At 60.3% G+C, this 19,801-nt stretch carries 19 protein-coding genes; 9 read left to right on the forward strand and 10 right to left on the reverse strand.

All coding sequences use genetic code 11. From position 1 onward, the window contains the following. Positions 1–297: 297 nt before the first annotated feature. From ACZ5TB_RS14845 to trxC, 4 genes are all read left to right on the forward strand, one after another. Positions 298–2,670, forward strand: a complete 2,373-nt coding sequence (locus tag ACZ5TB_RS14845; RefSeq protein ID WP_464793179.1) for a TonB-dependent receptor — start codon at positions 298–300, stop codon at positions 2,668–2,670. Between the two features lie 88 nt (positions 2,671–2,758). Continuing rightward, positions 2,759–3,151, forward strand: coding sequence for a VOC family protein (locus ACZ5TB_RS14850; protein ID WP_464793180.1), 393 nt, complete (start codon positions 2,759–2,761; stop codon positions 3,149–3,151). A gap of 238 nt (positions 3,152–3,389) precedes the next feature. Next, positions 3,390–5,426, forward strand: a complete 2,037-nt coding sequence (locus ACZ5TB_RS14855; RefSeq protein WP_464793181.1) for a M3 family metallopeptidase — start codon at positions 3,390–3,392, stop codon at positions 5,424–5,426. A 17-nt stretch (positions 5,427–5,443) separates the two neighbouring features. Continuing rightward, positions 5,444–5,881 (forward strand): thioredoxin TrxC, encoded by a 438-nt coding sequence (gene trxC / locus ACZ5TB_RS14860; protein WP_464793182.1) that lies wholly within the window; start codon positions 5,444–5,446, stop codon positions 5,879–5,881. Here the strand turns inward: trxC and ACZ5TB_RS14865 are convergent, their stop codons facing one another. Beyond that, positions 5,882–7,906, reverse strand: coding sequence for an elongation factor G (locus ACZ5TB_RS14865; RefSeq protein WP_464793183.1), 2,025 nt, complete (start codon positions 7,904–7,906; stop codon positions 5,882–5,884). A gap of 506 nt (positions 7,907–8,412) precedes the next feature. Between ACZ5TB_RS14865 and ACZ5TB_RS14870 the strand changes: the two genes are divergently transcribed. Genes ACZ5TB_RS14870 through ACZ5TB_RS14880 form a run of 3 tightly spaced genes read left to right on the forward strand, consistent with a single transcriptional unit; the run spans position 8,413 to position 10,171 of the window. Then, the gene (locus tag ACZ5TB_RS14870) at positions 8,413–8,613 is read left to right on the forward strand and encodes a hypothetical protein (RefSeq protein ID WP_464793184.1); all 201 of its coding nucleotides are present in this window, start codon (positions 8,413–8,415) and stop codon (positions 8,611–8,613) included. Between the two features lie 5 nt (positions 8,614–8,618). After that, complete coding sequence (locus ACZ5TB_RS14875) at positions 8,619–9,455, forward strand: SAM-dependent methyltransferase (RefSeq protein ID WP_464793185.1); 837 nt, start codon at positions 8,619–8,621, stop codon at positions 9,453–9,455. Continuing rightward, on the forward strand, positions 9,455–10,171 hold the full coding sequence (locus tag ACZ5TB_RS14880) for a methyltransferase domain-containing protein (RefSeq protein WP_464793186.1): 717 nt from the start codon (positions 9,455–9,457) through the stop codon (positions 10,169–10,171). Before ACZ5TB_RS14875 ends, ACZ5TB_RS14880 begins: the two co-directional genes overlap by 1 nt. On the opposite strand, the gene ACZ5TB_RS14885 is transcribed toward ACZ5TB_RS14880, so the two are convergent. From ACZ5TB_RS14885 to ACZ5TB_RS14910, 6 genes are all read right to left on the reverse strand, one after another. Next, positions 10,158–11,255: an NAD(P)/FAD-dependent oxidoreductase gene (locus tag ACZ5TB_RS14885; protein WP_464793187.1), complete on the reverse strand. Its 1,098-nt coding sequence runs from the start codon at positions 11,253–11,255 to the stop codon at positions 10,158–10,160. The genes ACZ5TB_RS14880 and ACZ5TB_RS14885 overlap by 14 nt on opposite strands. Next, positions 11,252–12,322 (reverse strand): type III polyketide synthase, encoded by a 1,071-nt coding sequence (locus ACZ5TB_RS14890; protein WP_464793188.1) that lies wholly within the window; start codon positions 12,320–12,322, stop codon positions 11,252–11,254. Before ACZ5TB_RS14890 ends, ACZ5TB_RS14885 begins: the two co-directional genes overlap by 4 nt. A 118-nt stretch (positions 12,323–12,440) precedes the next feature. Next, complete coding sequence (locus ACZ5TB_RS14895; RefSeq protein ID WP_464780311.1) at positions 12,441–12,875, reverse strand: nuclear transport factor 2 family protein; 435 nt, start codon at positions 12,873–12,875, stop codon at positions 12,441–12,443. Continuing rightward, the gene (locus ACZ5TB_RS14900) at positions 12,872–13,684 is read right to left on the reverse strand and encodes an SDR family NAD(P)-dependent oxidoreductase (RefSeq protein ID WP_464780829.1); all 813 of its coding nucleotides are present in this window, start codon (positions 13,682–13,684) and stop codon (positions 12,872–12,874) included. Before ACZ5TB_RS14900 ends, ACZ5TB_RS14895 begins: the two co-directional genes overlap by 4 nt. Before the next feature lie 30 nt (positions 13,685–13,714). Then, positions 13,715–14,500, reverse strand: a complete 786-nt coding sequence (locus ACZ5TB_RS14905; RefSeq protein WP_464793189.1) for an SDR family NAD(P)-dependent oxidoreductase — start codon at positions 14,498–14,500, stop codon at positions 13,715–13,717. Further along, on the reverse strand, positions 14,497–15,405 hold the full coding sequence (locus ACZ5TB_RS14910; RefSeq protein ID WP_464793190.1) for an NAD-dependent epimerase/dehydratase family protein: 909 nt from the start codon (positions 15,403–15,405) through the stop codon (positions 14,497–14,499). The genes ACZ5TB_RS14905 and ACZ5TB_RS14910 overlap by 4 nt, the downstream gene beginning before the upstream one ends. A 102-nt stretch (positions 15,406–15,507) precedes the next feature. Between ACZ5TB_RS14910 and ACZ5TB_RS14915 the strand changes: the two genes are divergently transcribed. Then, entirely contained in the window at positions 15,508–15,888 is a 381-nt protein-coding gene (locus ACZ5TB_RS14915) for a winged helix-turn-helix transcriptional regulator (RefSeq protein ID WP_464793191.1), read from the forward strand. A gap of 27 nt (positions 15,889–15,915) precedes the next feature. Here ACZ5TB_RS14915 and ACZ5TB_RS14920 read toward each other — a convergent pair whose 3' ends face one another. Further along, the gene (locus ACZ5TB_RS14920) at positions 15,916–16,395 is read right to left on the reverse strand and encodes a nuclear transport factor 2 family protein (protein ID WP_464793192.1); all 480 of its coding nucleotides are present in this window, start codon (positions 16,393–16,395) and stop codon (positions 15,916–15,918) included. Between the two features lie 22 nt (positions 16,396–16,417). Between ACZ5TB_RS14920 and ACZ5TB_RS14925 the strand changes: the two genes are divergently transcribed. Next, positions 16,418–16,552 (forward strand): hypothetical protein, encoded by a 135-nt coding sequence (locus tag ACZ5TB_RS14925; RefSeq protein ID WP_464793193.1) that lies wholly within the window; start codon positions 16,418–16,420, stop codon positions 16,550–16,552. Between the two features lie 189 nt (positions 16,553–16,741). On the opposite strand, the gene ACZ5TB_RS14930 is transcribed toward ACZ5TB_RS14925, so the two are convergent. Together ACZ5TB_RS14930 and ACZ5TB_RS14935 are read right to left on the reverse strand one after the other, a co-directional pair. Continuing rightward, complete coding sequence (locus tag ACZ5TB_RS14930; RefSeq protein WP_464793194.1) at positions 16,742–18,349, reverse strand: DUF5597 domain-containing protein; 1,608 nt, start codon at positions 18,347–18,349, stop codon at positions 16,742–16,744. 278 nt (positions 18,350–18,627) lie between these two features. Beyond that, positions 18,628–19,404 carry an SDR family NAD(P)-dependent oxidoreductase gene (locus tag ACZ5TB_RS14935; RefSeq protein ID WP_464793195.1) on the reverse strand — a complete coding sequence of 259 codons (777 nt, stop codon included), beginning with the start codon at positions 19,402–19,404 and terminating at the stop codon, positions 18,628–18,630. Between the last annotated feature and the right edge of the window lie 397 nt (positions 19,405–19,801).

Raw genomic sequence — 19,801 nt, forward strand, 5'->3', positions numbered from 1 at the left:
CATTAATCGCACTTTGGCGTGCCAATAACAAGAATGTAGTTTGAGCGGAACAATCGGGACATCGATATCGATTCCCCGTCGATCAACGAAAAATACGATCAGATGAATATTCATTCATATATATGCGGATGTCACGATCGCATTCTCTACGAATGAATTGGTCAGGTGTTGCTCATAAAACACGGTTGCGTGCGAAAATCGGCAAGGTGATGAGTCTCCGGATTGCGATGAAGTCCTATGGCCGTTAGCGGGCTCCACATCGCTCGGGCCAAGTCCGGGCTTCTCGGAAAGGATGTCATGAAGAAGGTTAACGGAATTTCTGCATTGTTGTGCGGTGCGGCACTGATTGTCCCTGTTGCTGCTTGGGCGCAGGAAGGCGTCAGCAACGATGACGGCGCCACCAACGAAATCGTCGTAACAGCGACTCGTGAATCGCGTTCGCTTCAGTCGGTGCCGATGGCCGTGAACGTTGCGACCGGTGAACAGCTCCAGAAGTTCAACATTTTCGACGCGAAGGACGTGCAGCAGCTTGCACCTGGTCTTGAGCTGACCAACACCTCGGGCCGCAACAACACGACCACCCTGCGTGGCGTGACCTTCGATCCCGATCAGGGCACCAGCCCGGCGGTTCAGGTCTATTATAACGAAATTCCGACGGATGCGCAGACCGTTTATACGGCGCTCTATGACATTCAGCAGATCGAAGTGCTGCGTGGTCCGCAGGGCCTGCTGCGCGGTCTATCTTCACCGGCCGGTTCCATCACCATCGCGACCCGCCGCCCGAACTTCGATGAAATCGAGGGCTATGCGCAGGCGACCGCTACCTCGCGCGATGGCTACAACGTGCAGGCTGGCGTTTCCCTGCCTTTCAACGACACGCTTGCGATCCGCGTCGCTGGCCTGGTCGATGGCAACCGCCTGAACAATGTCCGCAACATCACGACGGGCGAGCGCTCACGCAGCCGCACCGAAAGCGCGCGCGTAACGCTGGGCTGGCGGCCGAGCAGCGACTTCACTGCCTATCTGAGCTACCAGTATCTGTTTGCGGATAACAGCCAGTTTCAGCAGGTTGTCGGTGCTGGCAATGTGCCGGACGGCTTTAACCCGTCGGGGCCGGCCCTTTCTGAGTCGGATTATGCCGCAGTGTCGGACGGCCGGTTCCGCAACCAGAATGAGAGCCACATCGTCAATCTGGCCTTCGATTATGATCTTGGTCCGGCCACCTTGTCCTTCGCAGGCGCTCACCAGTACAGCAGGCTGAAGGCGGAACGCGACCTCGACACGGGCAACGCGATCCCCAACTATGTGCAAGCGTCTACCATTGACACGCCCTACAAGGTGGACTCAGCGGAACTGCGCCTGGCGTCCAACAACAAGGAAGGTTTCGGCTGGGGTGTAGGTGCGTTCTACACGAAACAGACTGGCACCGTTGTGACCAATCAGCGATCAGACCAGTTCTTTGCTCCGCTTCCTGTCGCGTTTGGCGTGTATCTGCCGATCGATACAGAGGTGTTCACTCCGGTGAATGCGCAGACATGGTCGTTCAACGGCAATTTGCGTTACCGTTCCAATGGCTTCTCGATCGAAGGCGGTCTGCGCTATTCCATTATCAAGAATGTTCAGACGACGGACATCTTCCTGACCTCTCCGGGTTATGCTGGTTTCGGCATTCCTGCTTTTGAGCGATTTGAGGAAGGCGTTCCGGCCGATCTGCAGCGGTTTACGAACAAGCCTCTGACAGGCGGCCTGACGGTTTCCTATGAGTTCAATCCGCGCCTCAACGTGTATCTGGCCTATGGCCACTCCTATCGGGCCGGTAGCACGGGGGTCGCTGTTCCCGCCGGGGTGAGCCGGGACCTGATCCGTACACAACCCGAAAAGACCGATTCTTTCGAAGCCGGTCTGAAGGGCAAGCTGTTCGACAATCGGGTGAATTTCACAGTATCGGCGTTTTACCAGACGCTTGATAATTATCTGAGCCGGTTCACGGGTATCCAGTATAACTGCCCTGAATTGAACGGGGCCTGCAGTGTCAATGGAACGGCGATCGCCCCTGGAGAACCGACCAACGGCGGCTTCGACTTCAATTATAATGGCGATGCCAAGATCAAGGGCGTGGAAGCTTCCATCGATGGTCGCATCAACGATAATTGGAACTTGGGCATTAGCGCATCCTATGTTCGTGCGCGTTTCAAAGATGCTCGCGTACCTTGCAATGACTACGCAGGTACGGGCGTTCCCAATCAGGACGGCTCCCCTGTCATAACTGGCCCTGGCAATGTGAGCTACTGCGTGACCAATGGTCGCCTGTCCCAGACCCCGGACTTCACCCTCACCGCGAATACGGAAATCCGTTTCCCGATGGGTGAATTCACCCCGTTCGTGCGGGCGCTCGTCAACTATCGTCCGGGCTTCTATGCCGACCAGGTCGATTATGACTACCGTTCGCGTACCCTGCTGAACCTGTTTGCAGGTTTCCGCACGGAAGACGATCGGTTTGAGCTGACCGCTTTCGCGAAGAACCTGCTTAACCAGAAGCGGATCACCAACACCAACCTGGGCACCGCCCAGATCAATACGGCCGCGGGAATCCCTTATGATTCCGGCTATCGCACGGTGAATGTCACCAATCCGCGCGAATTCGGCCTGACCGGAATGTTCCGGTTCTAATCTTGATCCTGTCGTTCGTTTAGGATCACAGAGGGCCAGTGGAGACCATCCACTGGCCCTTTCTTGTATCTTTCGTGGAGTAGGATGAATGACTTCGCATTTTGGTTTTACCAAGCTTGTGGTGCAAGATCTGGAGGGCACCGCCGCCTTCTACAAGGATGTTGTGGGCCTGGTTGAAATGGCGCGGATTCAGGATACGGTTGGCGATCGGCAGATCGATGAAATCCTGTTTAATGCTACGGGCGAAGGCGGCGCTACCTTCGTTTTGTTCAAGTTTCTGGATCGGGATACCGCTGCACAGGATGAGGTGATCCTGGGATTTCAGACGAGCGACCTTGAGGCATTTGTCGGGCGGGTTCAAAAGGCTGGCGGCAACGTTGTGCAGCCGATTGAAGTCAGGGAAGCTCATGGTGTGAAGGTTGCCTTCGTGACCGATACCGAGGGGCATCTGATCGAGGTTGTGGAATTGCTGGCCAAGTAAAAAAGGCGGCGCGAGGTGTTCACGCCGCCCACCAACCATTCTCCGCTCTACGTGCAAGTGGCGGATCCGTATCTGCAGTGGGACGACGGCTCTTGTCATGTCGGTCCTGGCGATCAACGGGGTGGACGCGCGCTAAGATTGTGCGGGGGAGCTAGCGACAGGAGCTTGAAGAGCGGGGTGTCATGGCCCAATTAAGGAGCTCCCCAGCCCGTTTTGGCTGCCTCAACCAAGAGTAATCATGACTTCGCTTAACCCCCTCCTTGCCGATACCGACCTGCCCGATTTCGCCGCCATCGAGGCAGCACATGTGGTTCCCGCCATAGAGGCTGCGATTGACCAGCATCGCGCGGCGATCGAGCAGATTACGGCTGGGCAAGCTGATGACTTCGGCAACGTCATATTGGCGGCGGAGCGGGCGGACTTTCTCCTGTCGCGCACATGGTCGCCCATTGGCCATCTTGCAGGAGTAGCCGACACGCCGGAATTGCGGGAAGCGCACGCTGCGGCGCAGGCTTTGACGACGGCTTACCTGATGGAGGCGGGGCAGAACCGGGCGCATCATGATGCGGTCGCGCGCGTGGCCGACCGGCCCGATTTTACTGATTTTCCTCCTGCGCAGAAGCGGGCCGTCGAATTGGCGTTGCGGGCGTTCCGTCTGGCGGGCGTGGCTTTGCAGGGCGAGGCGCGTCAGCGTTTCCTCGACATTGGCGTGGCGCTGAGCGACCTTGGCACCCGCTTTGGAAATGCCGTGCTGGACGCGACGGAAGCGTGGAGCGAGCATGTGACCGACGAGGCGGCGCTCGCCGGGGTGCCGGAAAGCGACAAGGCCATTCTTGCCGCCTATGCGCAGGAAAAGGGCCTGCCGGGTTGGTTGATCACTCTGCGCCAGCCCAGCGTGGTGGCGATCCTTCTGCATGCCGACGATCGGGCACTGCGGGAGCGGGTTTATCGCGCCCACAATACGCGTGCGTCCGATCAGTCGGATGACCGCAGCCATGATAATAGCGAGCGGATCGACCAGATCATGGCGCTGCGGCATGAAGCGGCGCAGATATTGGGCTTCAACGATTCCGCCGCGCACTCGCTCGAAACCAAGATGGCGGCGGATGCGGACGAGGCGCTGGCCTTTCTGGCTGACCTCGCCAAGCGCGCTCGGCCGGTCGGCGAGAAGGAACTGGAGGAGGCGCGAGCTTTTGCCGCTGAGCATTTTGGTTTGAACCAACTTTATCCGTGGGACCTGTCTTACGTCGCCGAAGCGATGCGACGGACGTTGCATGGGGTCGATCAGGAAGCACTGAAAGCCTATTTCCCGCTGCCTCGTGTGCTGGCGGGTACGCAGAAGCTGATTGAGCGGCTTTTCGATGTGCGCCTGATGGAACGGGAAGCTGTTTCCACCTGGCATCCTGATGTCCTTTTCTATGATGTGCTGGATGCGAGCGGCGAGATTGTTGCGGGGGTCTATCTCGACCTGTTCGCGCGGGCTCGTAAGCGGGGTGGGGCGTGGATGGATGTGTGCCGGGCGCGGTTCCGGGATGCCGATGCTTTCCATCGGCCGATTGCCTATCTGACCACCAACTTCGCGCCGCCTGCGGGTGATCGCCCCTCATTGGTGACGCATAATGACGTGGTGACGCTGTTCCATGAATTTGGCCATGTGCTGCACCATCTGCTGACGGAGGTCGATCTGCCGTCGGTCGGCGGCATTTCGGGCGTCGAATGGGATGCGGTCGAGTTGCCCAGCCAGTTCATGGAGAATTTCGCCTGGGAAAAGGACACGCTGATCGGCTTGTCCGGGCATGTGGACACGGGCGAGCCGTTGCCTGAACCTCTGTTTGACCGGCTGCTTGCCGCGCGTCAGTTCCAGGCGGGGCTGGCATTGTTGCGTCAGATCGAATTTGCGACCTTCGACCTGCTGCTGCATCGCGACTATGATCCGGCGCAGGGGGCGCGTGTGTTGCAGACGCTGGAACAGGTGCGGGCGGCGGTGGCTGTCGTCCATCCGCCTGAATGGAACCGCTTTGCCCATGCGTTCAGCCATATTTTCGCGGGCGGATATGCGGCGGGCTATTATTCCTATCTGTGGGCTGAACTTCTGTCCGCCGACGCCTTTGAGATATTCTCTCATGCCGATCTGCCGGGGGGAGGCGCGACCGCCTTCCGCCGCGAGATATTGGCGGCGGGCGCCAGCCGTTCCGCTGCCGACAACTTCCGGGCTTTCGCCGGACGCGCGCCAGAAGTCGATGCCTTGCTTCGATCGCGCGGGCTGGCGGCTTAGCGAAAGGCCCGTGTAGCATGGAGGGACCCCTTGTGATCAGTTGCCCGGCCTGCGCTACGCTGAACCGTGTGCCGAAGGAACGGTTGGGCGCGGGGCGTTGCGGGCGGTGCAAGCAGGCATTGTTCCAGGGTCGGCCGGTGACGCTGACCAGCGCCAATTTTTCGCAGCATGCGGCCAGCAGCGACGTTCCGCTCATCATCGACTTCTGGGCGAGTTGGTGCGGTCCCTGTCGCCAGATGGCGCCAGCCTTCGAAGCCGCTGCCGCGCAGCTGGAACCACATGCCCGGCTGGGGAAGATTGATACGGAAGCGGAAGCCGATATTGCCGCCCGCTATGCGATCCGGAGCATTCCCTCGCTGGTGATCCTGCACAAGGGGCGGGAAATTGCGCGCAATGCGGGCGCCATGCCGATGGCTGCGATCGTCAGTTGGGCGCGGCAGCATCTGCCTGCGTGATCAGGCGGGCTCCTTGACTCGTTGGACGATGCTGCTGGCGAGTTTCGGGGCAACCTCCGCCAAATGATCGAAATGCGCTTCGAAATGAGCCATGCCCTGGCTCATCGAACGGATTTCCGCTTCCAGACCTTGCAGCCCCGCTTCTGGTAGCAGGACTTCTATCACATCCCAGGCCGACCAGCCTTCGCGGCTCGTCATCCGCAGCATTTGACCACGGCGGGAGGCCACGGTGGAGGTGATGCGGGATGATGCGGTGCCGGGCGTCATGATCGTCACATGCGCGACCGGTTCCAGCAGATAGGGGGACGCAGCGGCCAGTGCGTCGTTCATCGCTATCCGTCCAGCGGTGCGGAAGGCGAGTTCGGAGCTGTCCACGCTATGAAAGGAGCCGTCGACCAAAGTCGCCGCGACATCGACGACGGGAAAGCCGAGAGGGCCTTTTGCCTGAGCATCATGCACGCCCTTTTCAACCGCCGGAATCCACTGCTTGGGTATCGCGCCGCCCGTGATCCGTTCCTCGAAGCGAAGACCCTCTCCCCGCTCAAGGGGGCGCACTTCCAGCACGACATCGCCGAACTGCCCATGCCCGCCGGACTGTTTTTTGTGCCGCCCGCGTTGCGTAACCGCTTTTCGGATCGATTCCCTGTAGGCGATCGTCGGCTGTTGCACCGATACGGCCACGCCATAGCGGCGCTTCAGGCGGGCCAGTGCGACGTTCAGATGCTCGTCACTCACGCCATGAAGCAGTGTCTCCCGCGATGCTTCGTCCTGGCTCCAGTGGAGGGCATGATCTTCCTCCGCCAGTCGATTGAGCGCTGTGGACAGGCGCACCTCGTCCTTATGATCCTTCGCGGCGATCGCTACCGCGCAATTGGTTGCCGGTCGATCAGCGAGCAGCCCTGTGCCGCCGGGTTTGGCCCCGATGCCGATCAGGTCACCTGCCTTCACCGTGTCCATCTTGGCAATACCGACGATCGCGCCCGGTTCGGCAGTTGCGATCTTGGTCGTGGCAAGACCCTGGAGCGCAAATATCCCACCCGCGCGCAGGGATTGTCCGTCATTGTCCTGCAGGTCGGCGCCGTCCTGCAAATCGCCGCCGAACAGCCGCGCGATCGCCAGGCGCCCTACCGTCGCGGCGTGAGAAATCTTCAATATCTGTGCCGCTGCACCGCTGATGCCTAGCCGCTCCGCCGTCTTCGCGGGGGCGGGTGTGTCATGCCGCAGCATCTTGAGCAGACGGCGGATACCAAAGCCATTGGCAGCGGAACCGAACAGCACCGGCACGATGAGGCCGCTGGCGGTTTCCTGCGCGAGATCGGCGAAGATGGTTTGAAGGCTTGGCTGTTCGTCCGACAGAAGCTGTTCAAGCAGGATATCGTCATGATCGGCCAGTTGTTCCAGCATATGGAAGCGCGCCTGGCTTTCATCAGCTTTCAACTCTTCGGCGAGTGCGATCTGCTGCGATTGCTTGCCCGTTTCATAATGATAGGCCCGTTCCAGCGCGAGGTCGACGAAGCCATCGATCCGATCGCCCGACCGGATCGGGATCTGCCGGGCGACGAGCGCGGCGGCGCTCATGGGGGCGAGGGCCGTAAGCAGATCCTGGATGCTGCCCCGCGCCTGCTCGATCTTGTTGACGAACAGGGCATGCGGAACGCCCGCCCGTTCGAGCTTGCGCAGTGTGGGCTCTGCCAGAGGGGCGCGGGCGGGGTCCGGATCGATGACGACGATGGCAAGATCGACCGCATTGAGAGCAATGGCCGCGTCATCGGCAAAGCTGGGCGAGCCCGGAATATCGACGAGGGAGAAATGATCCCCCATCCATTCGAACTGCATGAGATTGAGTTCGGTGGAGCTTCCCCGCTCTCGCGCTTCCGGACTTGCATCGCCGACGCTGGTGCCAGCTTCGACCGATCCCTGTCGCGAAACAGCCCCGCTGATGTGCATGATTGCTTCCGCGAGGCTTGTTTTACCCGCTCCGGCGGGGCCGATCAGCGCAATGGAGCGCGATTGCGTGCCGCTCATCCTTGCTCTCCTCATCCCGTCTTTCGTGGCGAAGACGGTCTTCTTGTGGAAGCAATGTTCTGCCTATCGCGAAGGGAACGCAAGGGGGCTTCGACCGGATCGCGCCACCGCCTGCCTGAGCGCACATACAATTGCGAGATGTGCATTGCGGTCATTCATAATATCCATCCTTATCTGCCGGAACCGGTTTAACCGCCGTTCGATTAGGTAAAGCGCAGAGAGAGGCTGGCTAATGCCCAGGGATGAAGAGCGGAGGCAGCGACGAAATGCCAAGCGATGGCTGTGGGCGATCGTCGCTGCGGGTCTGGCTCTGGCGGCGCTCATAGCTTATACCAGCGTGCGTGCGCCCGATCCGGCATCGCGAACGTCCGATGTGGCGGTCCCAGCCTCTGCAACCGCAGCACCAGCTGGGGACGAGAGGCGGAACGAATCGCCGCATCGGTAATTGCAATCTTTGCGATCCCTGCACGAGGGACCGATCTTCCTCATTTTCAGGAGTTTGATCGATGTCGCTAACCGGCCTTACTGCCATCATCATCCTGATCGCCGCAGCCCTGCTCGGCCTGGTGCTTTATGCGCGCAATCGGGGGCGGTTGAGTAGCGGAACCGCGTTGATCGCTGCTCTCGTCATTATCGCTGCGGCTTCCGTCACTATGATATATCCGTCTTTCCTGACCGCGACGCACGCGGATCGGTCGGTGCCCTGAACCGCATGATTGTTCCCGATCAAGCGCCAACGTCCCGAAGCGTCGCGCTTCACTATGATGAGCTTGACCTCGCCTATCGTCGCATTTGGGGCGATCATGTTCACCACGGATATTGGCGCACCGGGACCGAAACGCCTGAGCAGGCCGCTGCCGAGCTGGTGGCCGCGGTGGAGCAAAGGCTTGGCATCGAGGCCGGGCACCGAATTTGCGACATAGGTTGCGGATATGGGGCGACGGCAGCCGATATCCTGACACGCCATGACGTGTCGATCGTCGGCCTGACGCTGTCGGCGGCCCAGCATGGAATTGCTCAAGAGCGTTCGTCGCGCTTTACCTGTCTGGTGCGGGATTGGTTGGACAATGGCCTGGAAACGGCGTCGTTCGACCACGCCTATGCGATCGAAAGTTCCGAGCATATGACGGATAAGCAGCGCTTCTTCACCGAGGCAAGGCGCATATTGCGGCCGGGCGGCCGTCTGGTCGTGTGCGCCTGGCTGGAGGGGGAGGGGGCATCTGCTTGGGAGGTGCGGCATTTGTTGCTGCCGATATGCAAGGAGGGCAGGTTGCCCAGCATGGGAAGCCGGGAAGATTATCTGACAATGGCCTCGAACGCTGGGTTTCGCCCGATGGATTATCGGGACATCAGCCGAGACGTGCGCCGTACCTGGTCGATCTGCCTTGGGCGTCTGGTGAAGAGCGTCTTGAGCGACCAGGACATTCGTCGGCTTGCCCTCGGCCGTGCCACGACGAGCCGTGATTTCATATTGAGCCTTCCGCGCCTCATCCTCGCCTTACGTACAGGGGCGATGCGTTATGGAATATTCCAGTGGGAAGCGCTTTGATGGCAAAGCTCATTACAAGATCGCGTCAGGAAGAGCAGATGGACGCGCCCGATCTCGATCCGGCGGTATATGAGCGGGTTTTGCACGATCTGGCGCGGGTAAACCGATGGACATTCACATCCTGGCCCACCATCGCCTTTCTCCAACGCACAGTGGGACAGGCAAGACATTTCCGCCTGCTTGATGTCGGATTTGGCGACGGCGACGTCCTGCGCGCTATTGCCCGATGGGCGCGCCGCCGGGGTATCGATGCCGAACTGATAGGCGTGGACCTGAACGAAAAGAGTTTGCAGGCCGCGCGGCATGCGACCCCGTCAGACCTGCCGATTGATTATCGGGCCGGTGACTATCTCGATCAGCCGGAAGCGTTCGACTTCATCATTTCAAGCCAGGTCACGCATCATATGACCGACGCGCAGCTGATGACTTTCCTGCATCATATGGAAGCGAATGCGAGGATGGGCTGGTTGATCTGCGACCTGCACCGCCACGGTTTTGCGCATTGGGGCTTCCCGATTCTGGCGCGACTGCTGCGCGTACACAGGATCGTGCGGGAAGACGGTCAATTATCGATCGCCCGATCGTTCCGGCGTCGGGAATGGATCGATCTGCTGGCGCAGGCTGGCATATCCGAGGATCAGGTGCGGATAGTGCGCCGTTTCGCTTTTCGCCTGTGCGTGGAGCGTGTGCGGGAGACGCCGCTTATCCTTTCCTAATCCGTGTGAGGGATGCGGCGCCCGTTCCCAGCCCGGGCGCGAACCGTAGCAGCGACATGAGGATGTTGCGGGTCAGGGGTGCTGCGGCGCCATGGCGCAAGGCTTCGGCAATGCCGACAGGCCGCGCGCATTGCCGCCGCCATTTGTCCTGCCATGCCGGTGAAGCTTCAGGTCCTGCGGCCAGCATTGCTCCGGCCGCGCTCGCTCCGCTGGCCAGGGCGATGGCGATGCCGTCGCCCGCGAGTGAGGCTATGACGGCGCTCTGGTCGCCGATGCGAAAGACGCCCTTGTGGCTTTGCGGCGCGCGCCAGCCATAGGGAACGCCCGCCACAGCATCGAAATGGGTGGGGACGCCCTGAAGCCGTTTGCCGAGCAGTGGCGCCTCCTGTTGCAACTCGTCCAGCAGCGCAGGAACGCTCCCCGCTGTAGTGAGCCGATCCTTGCTTACCGAAAGGCAGAGATTGACCGATCCGTCCTCCTGCAACAGCAGTCCCGCATAGCCCTGGTTAAACAAATGCAGTTCAACGAAGCCAGACAGCGCGCCATGCAATACGGAGGACGCAGGGAGGGAGGTGCGTAGCCCGACCGATGAGCTTGAGAAATCCCGGACCACGCCGCGCAGCTCATGCTTGCCAACGCCTATGAACAGGGCGTCTGCGGTAAGGGTCTCGCCATTGTCGAAGCGCACGGCGCGGCTATCTGGATCGGCTGTGCGGGCTGTTCGGCCCCGGCTGACAATAGCACCGGCGTCGGCCGCTGCCTCGATAAGGGCATTGTCCAGGACGTGGCGGGAAATACCGCCGGCCGTGGCGGGCAGGGCGGCTTCGACGCAGCCTGTCCCCGTGGCCAGCCTGAAGCGGCTTATGGGCCGCGCCCCAAGCTTCCAGGGGTCCACTCCCAATTCCATAAGGCCAGCGATCGCGTCCCAGCCGAGAAAGCCGCCGCACACGCCAGCGGGGGCAGCGACCTGACGCTCAATCAGGTGCGGCCTCATTCCGGCGCGGGCGAGGGTGATGGCCGCTGCCGATCCGGCCGGGCCGCCGCCGATGATGAGCGCCTCCAGCTTGGCCGCTCCTTTCATCATCCGGCTCGCGAAAAGCGGAATCCTTCCGCAGCGACGCCCGGTCCGAAGGCGAGCGCAACGCCGGGGCCGGGGCTCCCTTCATCGAGCAGGTCGCTGAGGATAAACATCAGGGTTGCGGACGACATGTTGCCATGGCGCGCGAGGATGCCGCGAGACACGGCCAGAGCATCGGGTTGCAGGTCCATGCCGCTTTCGACCGCGTCCAATATGGACCGCCCCCCCGCATGAACCGCCCAATTCGCGACCGATGCGGGATCAGTCGAACCGCAAATCCGGTCCCTGACGCCATTGTCTCGCAGAGCGGTCTGTATGCGGCTGGGGACTTCACCGGACAGGTGCATGACGAAACCGGCGTCGCCTATCTCCCACCGGATAAGATCGGCAGAATCTTCCAGATTTATCGCGAAGGGCGCATCCATCGTGAAACCGCGATCCTGCGCGCTGACCAGTGCCGCCGCCGCGCCATCGCCGAATTGCAGCATCATCAGCAGTCTTTCGACCTGCTGTTCCCGCTGAAGATGAAGCGACGACAGTTCGACGGTGACCACCAGCACGCGCGCATCGGGTTCCGACCGCACGATATGCCGCGCAGTCCGAAGCGCCGCGACCGCCGCGTAGCAGCCCATGAAACCTACAAGTGTCCGCTCCACCCCTGCCAGACCCAGCGTGTCGGCTATGATCTGGTCGACACCGGGTGCGACGAAGCCTGTGCAACTGGCGACGACGAGATGGGTAACGCCATCGAGAACCATTTTCGCGCGCAAGGCGTCGATGGCTCGCAGGGCCAATTCAGGGGCGTAGCGATGATAGAGTCGCATCCGTTGCGACGTCGAAGGCATGGCGTCCGCATAGAAGCCGCCGGGATCGACAGGTGAGGCTTCCGCGTCCACTTGGGGAAGGACCGACCAGCGATGATTGATGCCGCTGCGCTCTGCCATGCGGACGAACAGGCTGCGCGCCCGTTCATCCATTAATTGCTGACTGGCCCATCGAATGAAAGGGGAATGCACATCCTGGTCAGGAACGGCGCAACCTATCGCGTTTATGCAGGCACGTCTTTCGTTCATCGCATCCCACTTTGTTGCCCGGATCTACAACGCCGACGGTGCGGTATATGATCCGGGCTGGACAGGTCCAACATGTGTAGCGCGATTTTGATTGCTTCCCAATGAATTGGGATTTGCGTTAGCCGTGACGAACCGTCACGGGCACCATTTCCTCCCACAACAGTTCGAGCTTGCGCCGGGTAAAGCGCCACGCGTCACCATCACGACGCCATTCATCGAGATAACGGATCGTCCAGCGCAAAATCTGGTCTGCGTCGTTGAGCAGATGATCGGCGGTGCAATAGGTCTCGCCGCTGGCTCTGTCACCGTCGATCATAACTATCTGGTTATGGACGCGGTGGAAGGTCGAACGGAACATCTGCGCAAGTCCGTCGATCGACATCAATGTCGCCTCCAGCCCTTCTGTGACGAAGCCCGGCCCTTCGATCCGGCAGTCGTCTGCCAGCACGGATCGCCATAGTTGCTTGTCCCTGCGATCCGCACCCTGAGCGTAAATTTCCGCTGAGCGCCGGAGCGCCGCTTCGTCGATCAGCTTGTTCATCGCGCCGCTCACAGGTTCATTCCGTTGCCAGTCACGATCGGCATGTTGGTCCAGGTCCCGTTGATATCGCGGATCCATCCCGCCGCCGCCAGCGAACCGCCATCGACATTGATGGCCGTTCCCGTGACCCAGGACGCCATTGGGCTGGCAAGGTAAAGCGCCGCGCCCGCGCAGTCGTCCGGATGGCCGAAGCGGCCGAGCGGCACCCATCTTTGCACATGTTCGCGATTTTCCGGCGGCACCATATAATCGATCGGGGTCTGGGGTGTGTCCGTGGTTTCCGGCGCGATGTCATTCACCCTGATGCCGAGGGGCGCGAGTTCAAGCGCGAGGCTCTTGGTGAAGCCCGTTATCCCCCATTTGGCGGCGGCATAGACGGAGCAGTTGGGAATGCCGCGATAGGCCTCGATCGACGTGATGTTTATGATGGAACTGCCGGGTGCTGATGCCTTCAGTAGCGGAAGCAGGCGGTTCGTCACGTGCATGAGACTGATCAGGTTGAGGCCGACAATCTCCTGCATCTCATCACGTGAAAGATCAGAAAATGCTTTAGCATGAAGGAAATGGCCGACATTGTTCACAAGAATATCGAGCTTACCGCCTGTTTCCTGTTTCAGTCGGTCGGCCAGCGCATCAACTTGTTGCGGATCGTTGACGTCGCATTGAATCGCTTTGCCAACGGTGAAATCGGCACAGCGTTTCGGATCAATCTCCGCAACGAAGACCTGCGCGCCTTGCCGTGAAAAAGCATCGGCGCAGGCGCGCCCGATCCCCGCGCCGCCACCGGTCACCAAAACCGTCTTGCCCGTGAAGTCCAGCATCATCCTATCCTCGCTTATTCTGTCCGTTGATCAGGCGCTGCCCAGCAGGTCCGGATTGCGCCGCAGTTCCTGTCCGCCATCGACCGCGAAGGATTGTCCTGTGACCCAGGACGCAGCGGGGCTGGCAAGATAGGCCACCGCCGCCGCGATATCTTCCGGCTCTCCCGTCCGTTTGAGCGGCGTTTGCTCCAGAAAGCGATCGATGACCGTCGGGCTGGCGAACATATCCGCCGTCGCGTCGCTGCGAGTGAGGCCGGGGCGAACCGCGTTCACGCGAATGCCGAGCGCGCCCAGTTCGTCGGCCACGGTTCGGATCAATGCTTCTAGCCCGGCTTTGCTGGCGCAATAGGTGGCGAGCGCGGGGAAGGGGAGGATCGCGGCCGTGGACGATATGCACACGATTGACCCGCCTTCGCGCATCAACCTGGCTCCGGCCTGCATCGCGATGAAAGCGCTGGTAATGTTGAGGTCAAGATCCCGGCGCAAATCCTCTACACTGGTCGAGAGGAAGGGGCCGAAGCCGCCGCCTCCGACCGCAGGCACCAGAATGTCGAGGCGATCTGCCATGGAATATGCCTGAGCCAGCGCGTTGCCAACGTCCTTTTCGGACGTCGCATCACCGGCAAAGGTGGCGACCTGCGCTTCCGGAAAATCACCGATTATCCGGGCGCGCGCTGCGTTGAGCGCCTCCTGCCTGCGTCCCGTGATGAGCACGCGCGCGCCATCGGCAACCAGCGCCCGTGCGCAAGCCGTGCCGATACCGCCGCTGCCCCCCGTAACGACCGCCGTTTGGCCGACCAGAGAAGCCATATTCATTGTACCGACCGGAACTGATCGACGACTTCCTTTACGGCACGAGCAACATCGTTGCGGCGGTAGCGAAGGTCGGCCATCGTCTGCGCGTCGGGCTCGTAGCGCACCATGTTTCCGCGCCCGGTGAAGATGGCGGCGTCGGGCAGCATGGGGTGCTCCTGGTCGAGCGAAGGCACATCCAGGTCATTTCCGGCGGCCTGGAAGAACAGCTTGAAATAGTCTGCGAAGCTCAGATTTTCGTCGCCGATCAGATAGGCTTTGCCATTTTCACCCCGTTCCAGAGCGGCCTGGATGGCTTCCGACAAGGACTGGGTGGAAATGAAGTTAGTGCCGCCAGCAGGGCCGAAAGGCGGGATGCCAAGCTGTCCTTCGGCATAGCGGGTGTAGGCTTCGAACATCGGCAAGCTCATGCCCGGAACGGTGCCGACGACGAACGGCGCATCCAGGCTGACGACATGGAAGCTGTCGTCCGCCAGCGCGGCAATACCGTCGGTCGCTAGCTTGCGGGCGCGGATATAGACATTTGTCTCCAGCAGTTCTGGTGCAATATGCGGATAGAAGCTGCCGATATGGATGAAGTGCCGGACGCCTGCCTGCTTGGCGAGCGCGGCGAACTGCGGCACGGCTTCGGCATTGGCGCGCAACACATGGGCGTCATAATCCGCTCCTTCCGGAACATGGCGGATGTCGTTGCCCGCCGCGAAGACGATGGCATCAAAGCCGGTCAAGTCCTGAGTCGTGAAGCTGCCCTCGACATAATCGCCCTGCAAAAAGGGCAGGTGCGACAATTCGGTGTTTTGTTGCGCAGGCTTGCGGCCCGAGACGGTGACATCATGCCCCTGCGATGCAAGATGAAGGGCCGCATGGCCGCCGATCATGCCGGTTCCGCCGATAACAAGAATTTTCATGATAGCTTCCTCTCCACGGGTGCCTCGCGCCTCCTGATGAAAGAGGGCTACCGATTCTAGTTTCTATTTGCAACAAGGCACCGATAGGGTATTAGGTATCTTATGGATACTAAAGTGGACCCGCAAACCGCGCTGGAGATTCTCGAACTGGTCGGGAACAAGTGGACAATGCTCGTCACCTACAGACTGGGTGGTGGCGAGATGCGCTTTTCCGACCTCAAGCGCTGCGCAGCGCCTATCAGCTCCAAGATGCTGAGCCAGACGCTGCGCGAACTTGAGCGTTTCGGGATGGTATCGAGGGAGGTCCGGCCGACCATGCCGCCGAGTGTGGAATATCGGCTGACGGATCTGGGCAGGGGGTTCCTGGGGACCGTCAGCCAGATTTGCGACTGGATCGGCGACAATCATGAAGCGCTGGAACAGGCGCGCGAGCGCGAGGCTGCAAGGTCGCAGGACAGTCGCGTGGCGTTCATCGGCGTTTGACCCGCCGTCTGGATCAATGGGTCATATTCAAGGTTTACTGAAAACGTCGCGGCTCATACCAGCGATTACCGGGTCGAAGACTTCTACGATGCTTCCGCTGATCTGCGTTTCGACGCGCCGTTCGATACGCCAGCCGATTTCGAGCCGACGGTAGTTCACCTGATAGTAGCCAGCCGCGTGGCGTTGGCCGCTATGCGTTGCCCCGGGCCGGAAGATGCCGATCCACTGGAAGTGTACCTGGCCCCAAGCCACATCCCCATCAATGCGAAGGCGGGGCGGGGTGTTAAAATGGAGCCCCTGATAATATTCACTGACTTCCGCGCAAAACCCCGCAAGTTCTTTTGTTCCTGTCACGAGGCGGGTTGGCTGGTCGCCGGATTTGGTAATCTCGAACACTCCGTCCGGGGTGAAGACAACGGCAAGCTCGTCATGCCCTGGCGCACCTGATCGCAGATAAGCCATGACGTCTGTGCTGAAGCCTGCAAGCGGCCCGGTGTGTGTCGTCATATAGCGCAAAACCTCCAGCAACATGCTCGGTTCGACCGATATAGCGGTCACCAGCGGAGGGCCGCCGCTGAACCGCGTCGCATGGCCCAGTACCGAACCGGGGCCGGATGGGCCGATCATCACCTGCCTGTCTCCCGGCGCGGTGCAGAAGGAATGAAACAGCCCATCGATCACAACGAAAAGGCCGCCAAGCCCGCATGAAGTTGGGGATTAACGGCGTGCAAATCGCTGATACTGCGGAAGCATCAATGCAGTGGCAATGAAATCACGGGATTATCGATCAGCAGCCCGTTCCGCCTGGCGGTCAGCGTTGAGGGGGCGGACGGGCCGCCCCCAAGCTTGAACCTCAATAGGTGGATAATTTTATGCGAAGGAGCGCGGGCTCTTCGTTGAAATTGAAGCCGTAGGAAATCTGGTCGCCGTTCCAGCGGCGCCGTGCTTCCCACTGGCCGTTCACGAACGTCCCTTCTTCCGCGCTGAGGATCTGCCCGTTGACAGCCGAATCCGTCGGCGTGAACTGGAATCGGCTATATTGTCCCGCGACCAAAAATTCGTTGGGAGCCAACTGAGCAACGACCCCTCCGCCGACCGGTTCCTTGGCCCAGGGCGGCGGTTCCATGCCTGGCCAGGCGGGCACGTCGAAGTTGTTGTGACCGTAGGTCACCGAAATCTTCCAGCTGCCCATAGTGGTGGAGTCTTCGCCCGCGTTATTCTTCGCAGTGCCCCAAGTGGGATTTTTGCTGGCGATCGCCGCCCAGTCGCTCGCGATCGGACGGAACAGGCGATAGGGCGCGGCAAAGGCTTCGATCGTGGCTGCGTCCAGCTTCCGTGCACCCAGCGGATAGTTTGAATAGCTGGTCGCATCCATGCCGAACGGCGCGTAGCCAATAGCTCCACGACCTAGTGCCGACCAGAAGTAGCGCGCTGCCCAAGCCGCGTTGCTCGTTTCCGGAACGAATAGTGCATTGTCAGGGCGGGTATAACGATCCAGCAGGCCTAGATAGGTCTTCTCCAAGGGCAGATAGAGATCAGGACCTATGAGGTCTAGCGCGGGCGCAACGGTTTTCCATATGGGCAACACATTCCAATTGGGGCCTCCGCTCGCAACCTGAGCCGCCATGGCCGTCCCCGTGGCGTCGAACACTGCTGCGTTCGTGTAGAGGGGGAGATTCTTCTCGGCCTTACCCGCGACCGCCACCTGTTGGACGAAGCGCGCATATGTCCATGCCGCAAATGCCTGATCCGCCTCCTTGCCGAAGGCTTCGGCCCAAGTACCCGCAGGCTTGCCGGACGCGACGCGGACATCTTCAGGCACTGGCTGCGCGAACAGCTGCTCTGCTGCGGCCGAATAATCACGCGCGACCCCATGGCTGCCGATCTCATTTTCGACCTGGACCATGATCACCGTGTGCTTGGCGTCCGCCTCACGCAAGTGCCGCATCAGTGCCGTGAAGGCCTTGCGATCAGCCTTGAGCGTTTCTTCGCCCAGCGGCGACAAGGTCATTGTCGGGCGGCCATCGCGGCGCATCAGGCGGGGGAAGCGCTTGGTATCGCTCTTCACCCATTCCGGCGTGTAGGTCGATTCTCCATTCTTCCAGCTGCCAAACCATAGCAGCACGACGCGCATGTCGTTCTGGCGGGCCTGGGTCAGCAGCGTATCGACCCAGCTATAGTCGAACTTGCCTTCGGTCGGTTCGAACTGTTCCCAAGCGACCGGAATCTCGATCGTGTTGGCGCTCAAAGCCTGCATTACCGGCCACACCTGCGGCAGTACCGAAGGATAATTGCTGGAATTATGAACTTGCGCGCCCAGCATCAGATAGGGCTTGCCGTCAACCATCAGCGCATGGCGGCCATTTTCCGTGCGCAGGCGCGGTATTTCACCAGCGGTAGCCTGTCCAGCGAGCGTAACGCCGCAAAGCATGAGCGTCAGATAACGGAAGGGGTGGCGCACGTGATCTCCTCGTCGACTTTCATTAGGCCCGTTTCAGGCAAGACCATTCGTAAGCCTTGCTACTTGCCACTGGGCCAGGCGTGACAGGCCTTGTCCGGTCGTCGGCATGGCGAGCGCAGCCCTGTAAGCTACATATTAGCGGCGGTTTTAGTGTGCGAGGTCGGCAATGTAAACAACTACGTTTCATTTATGAACAGGAGTCAAATGCCCTCGTTCTGGCTATCCGAGGATTCGGGAAGAATGCGCCGAGATCGGGAAGGAAACCGCGGTCCTTATGCTTATCCTCTTTGGGACGAGATGTTGCCGCCATCGACGACAATCTCGGACGCGGTGATATAGCTTGCCTCATCGGACAAAAGGAAGCGTACAACCCGCGCCACTTCCTCTGGATCGCCAAGGCGATTGAGCAGGATGCGCTTTTCGAAATGCCCATGGGGCAGGGCTTCGACTGCGGGACGCATCATGGGCGTCATGATCTGGCCCGGCGATACCGAATTGATGCGGACGCCATCTTGGGCCAGCCGATCGGCCATTGATCGGACGAGCGACAATATTCCGCCTTTCGCCGCGCTGTAGATCGGGTTCATGGCATTGCCGAGCGTTGCGTTGATGGAAGCTATCGCCACGATTGCGGAGCCCGGCTGCGCCGCCAGATCCTGATGGAGCGCCTGAACGATGAAAGCGAGGGATCGGAGATGAATCGCTATCCCACTGTCCCAGCTTTCCGCCGTCAGCCCGTCCAGCGATGCTGTATCAACAATGCCAGCAGCATGGACCAGTCCGCCTGGCCTGCCGATCGCTTTCCGCGTCGCCGCCAGGGCAGCTTCGATGCCACCAAGTTCACGCAGATCAATCGCAATGCCCGTGGACGCCGTGCCATGTTCCGCCACGATGGCGCGGGCCGCTGCCGATGCCTTGTCGCCGTCGATGTCCCACAGAGCAACAGGGCGGCCAATGACAGCCAGCGCATGAGCGGACGCAAGACCTATGCCCGATGCGCCACCGGTGATGATGACCGGAGAGGAAGGGGAGGCAATGGCGGGGGCGAGTGACATGCGAGAGAATTCCTTTAACCTAGCGATGAACCCTATTTGTCTAAAAAGCTGACGAGACGGACGTTGCTAATTCGCAGCGGGCCGTCCGGCAGCGGATGGTTCCATATGCCGGTGAGTCCGTAACGAGATGGTGGATAGTTGTTCGCCATTAACGTTGCCGACAAGCTCCATCGGAAACATCGCCAATGTCGAAAATTTGTCACAGATTGAATTGGCATTTCATGGACAGCGCCTGCATGTCTAACGTGAAGTGACCATATGGGCTCACCAATTGATCCGACACGGAAAATGGGGATGGGGCTTTTGCTGCCACCAGCTTGGATGCGGCATCGCTATTTTTGGCGCAACGCCCCCAATGAATGGTGACGAAGCCCTCGGTGAGTTTTGGCAGCGGATG

The organism is Sphingobium sp. TomTYG74, from assembly GCF_055393875.1.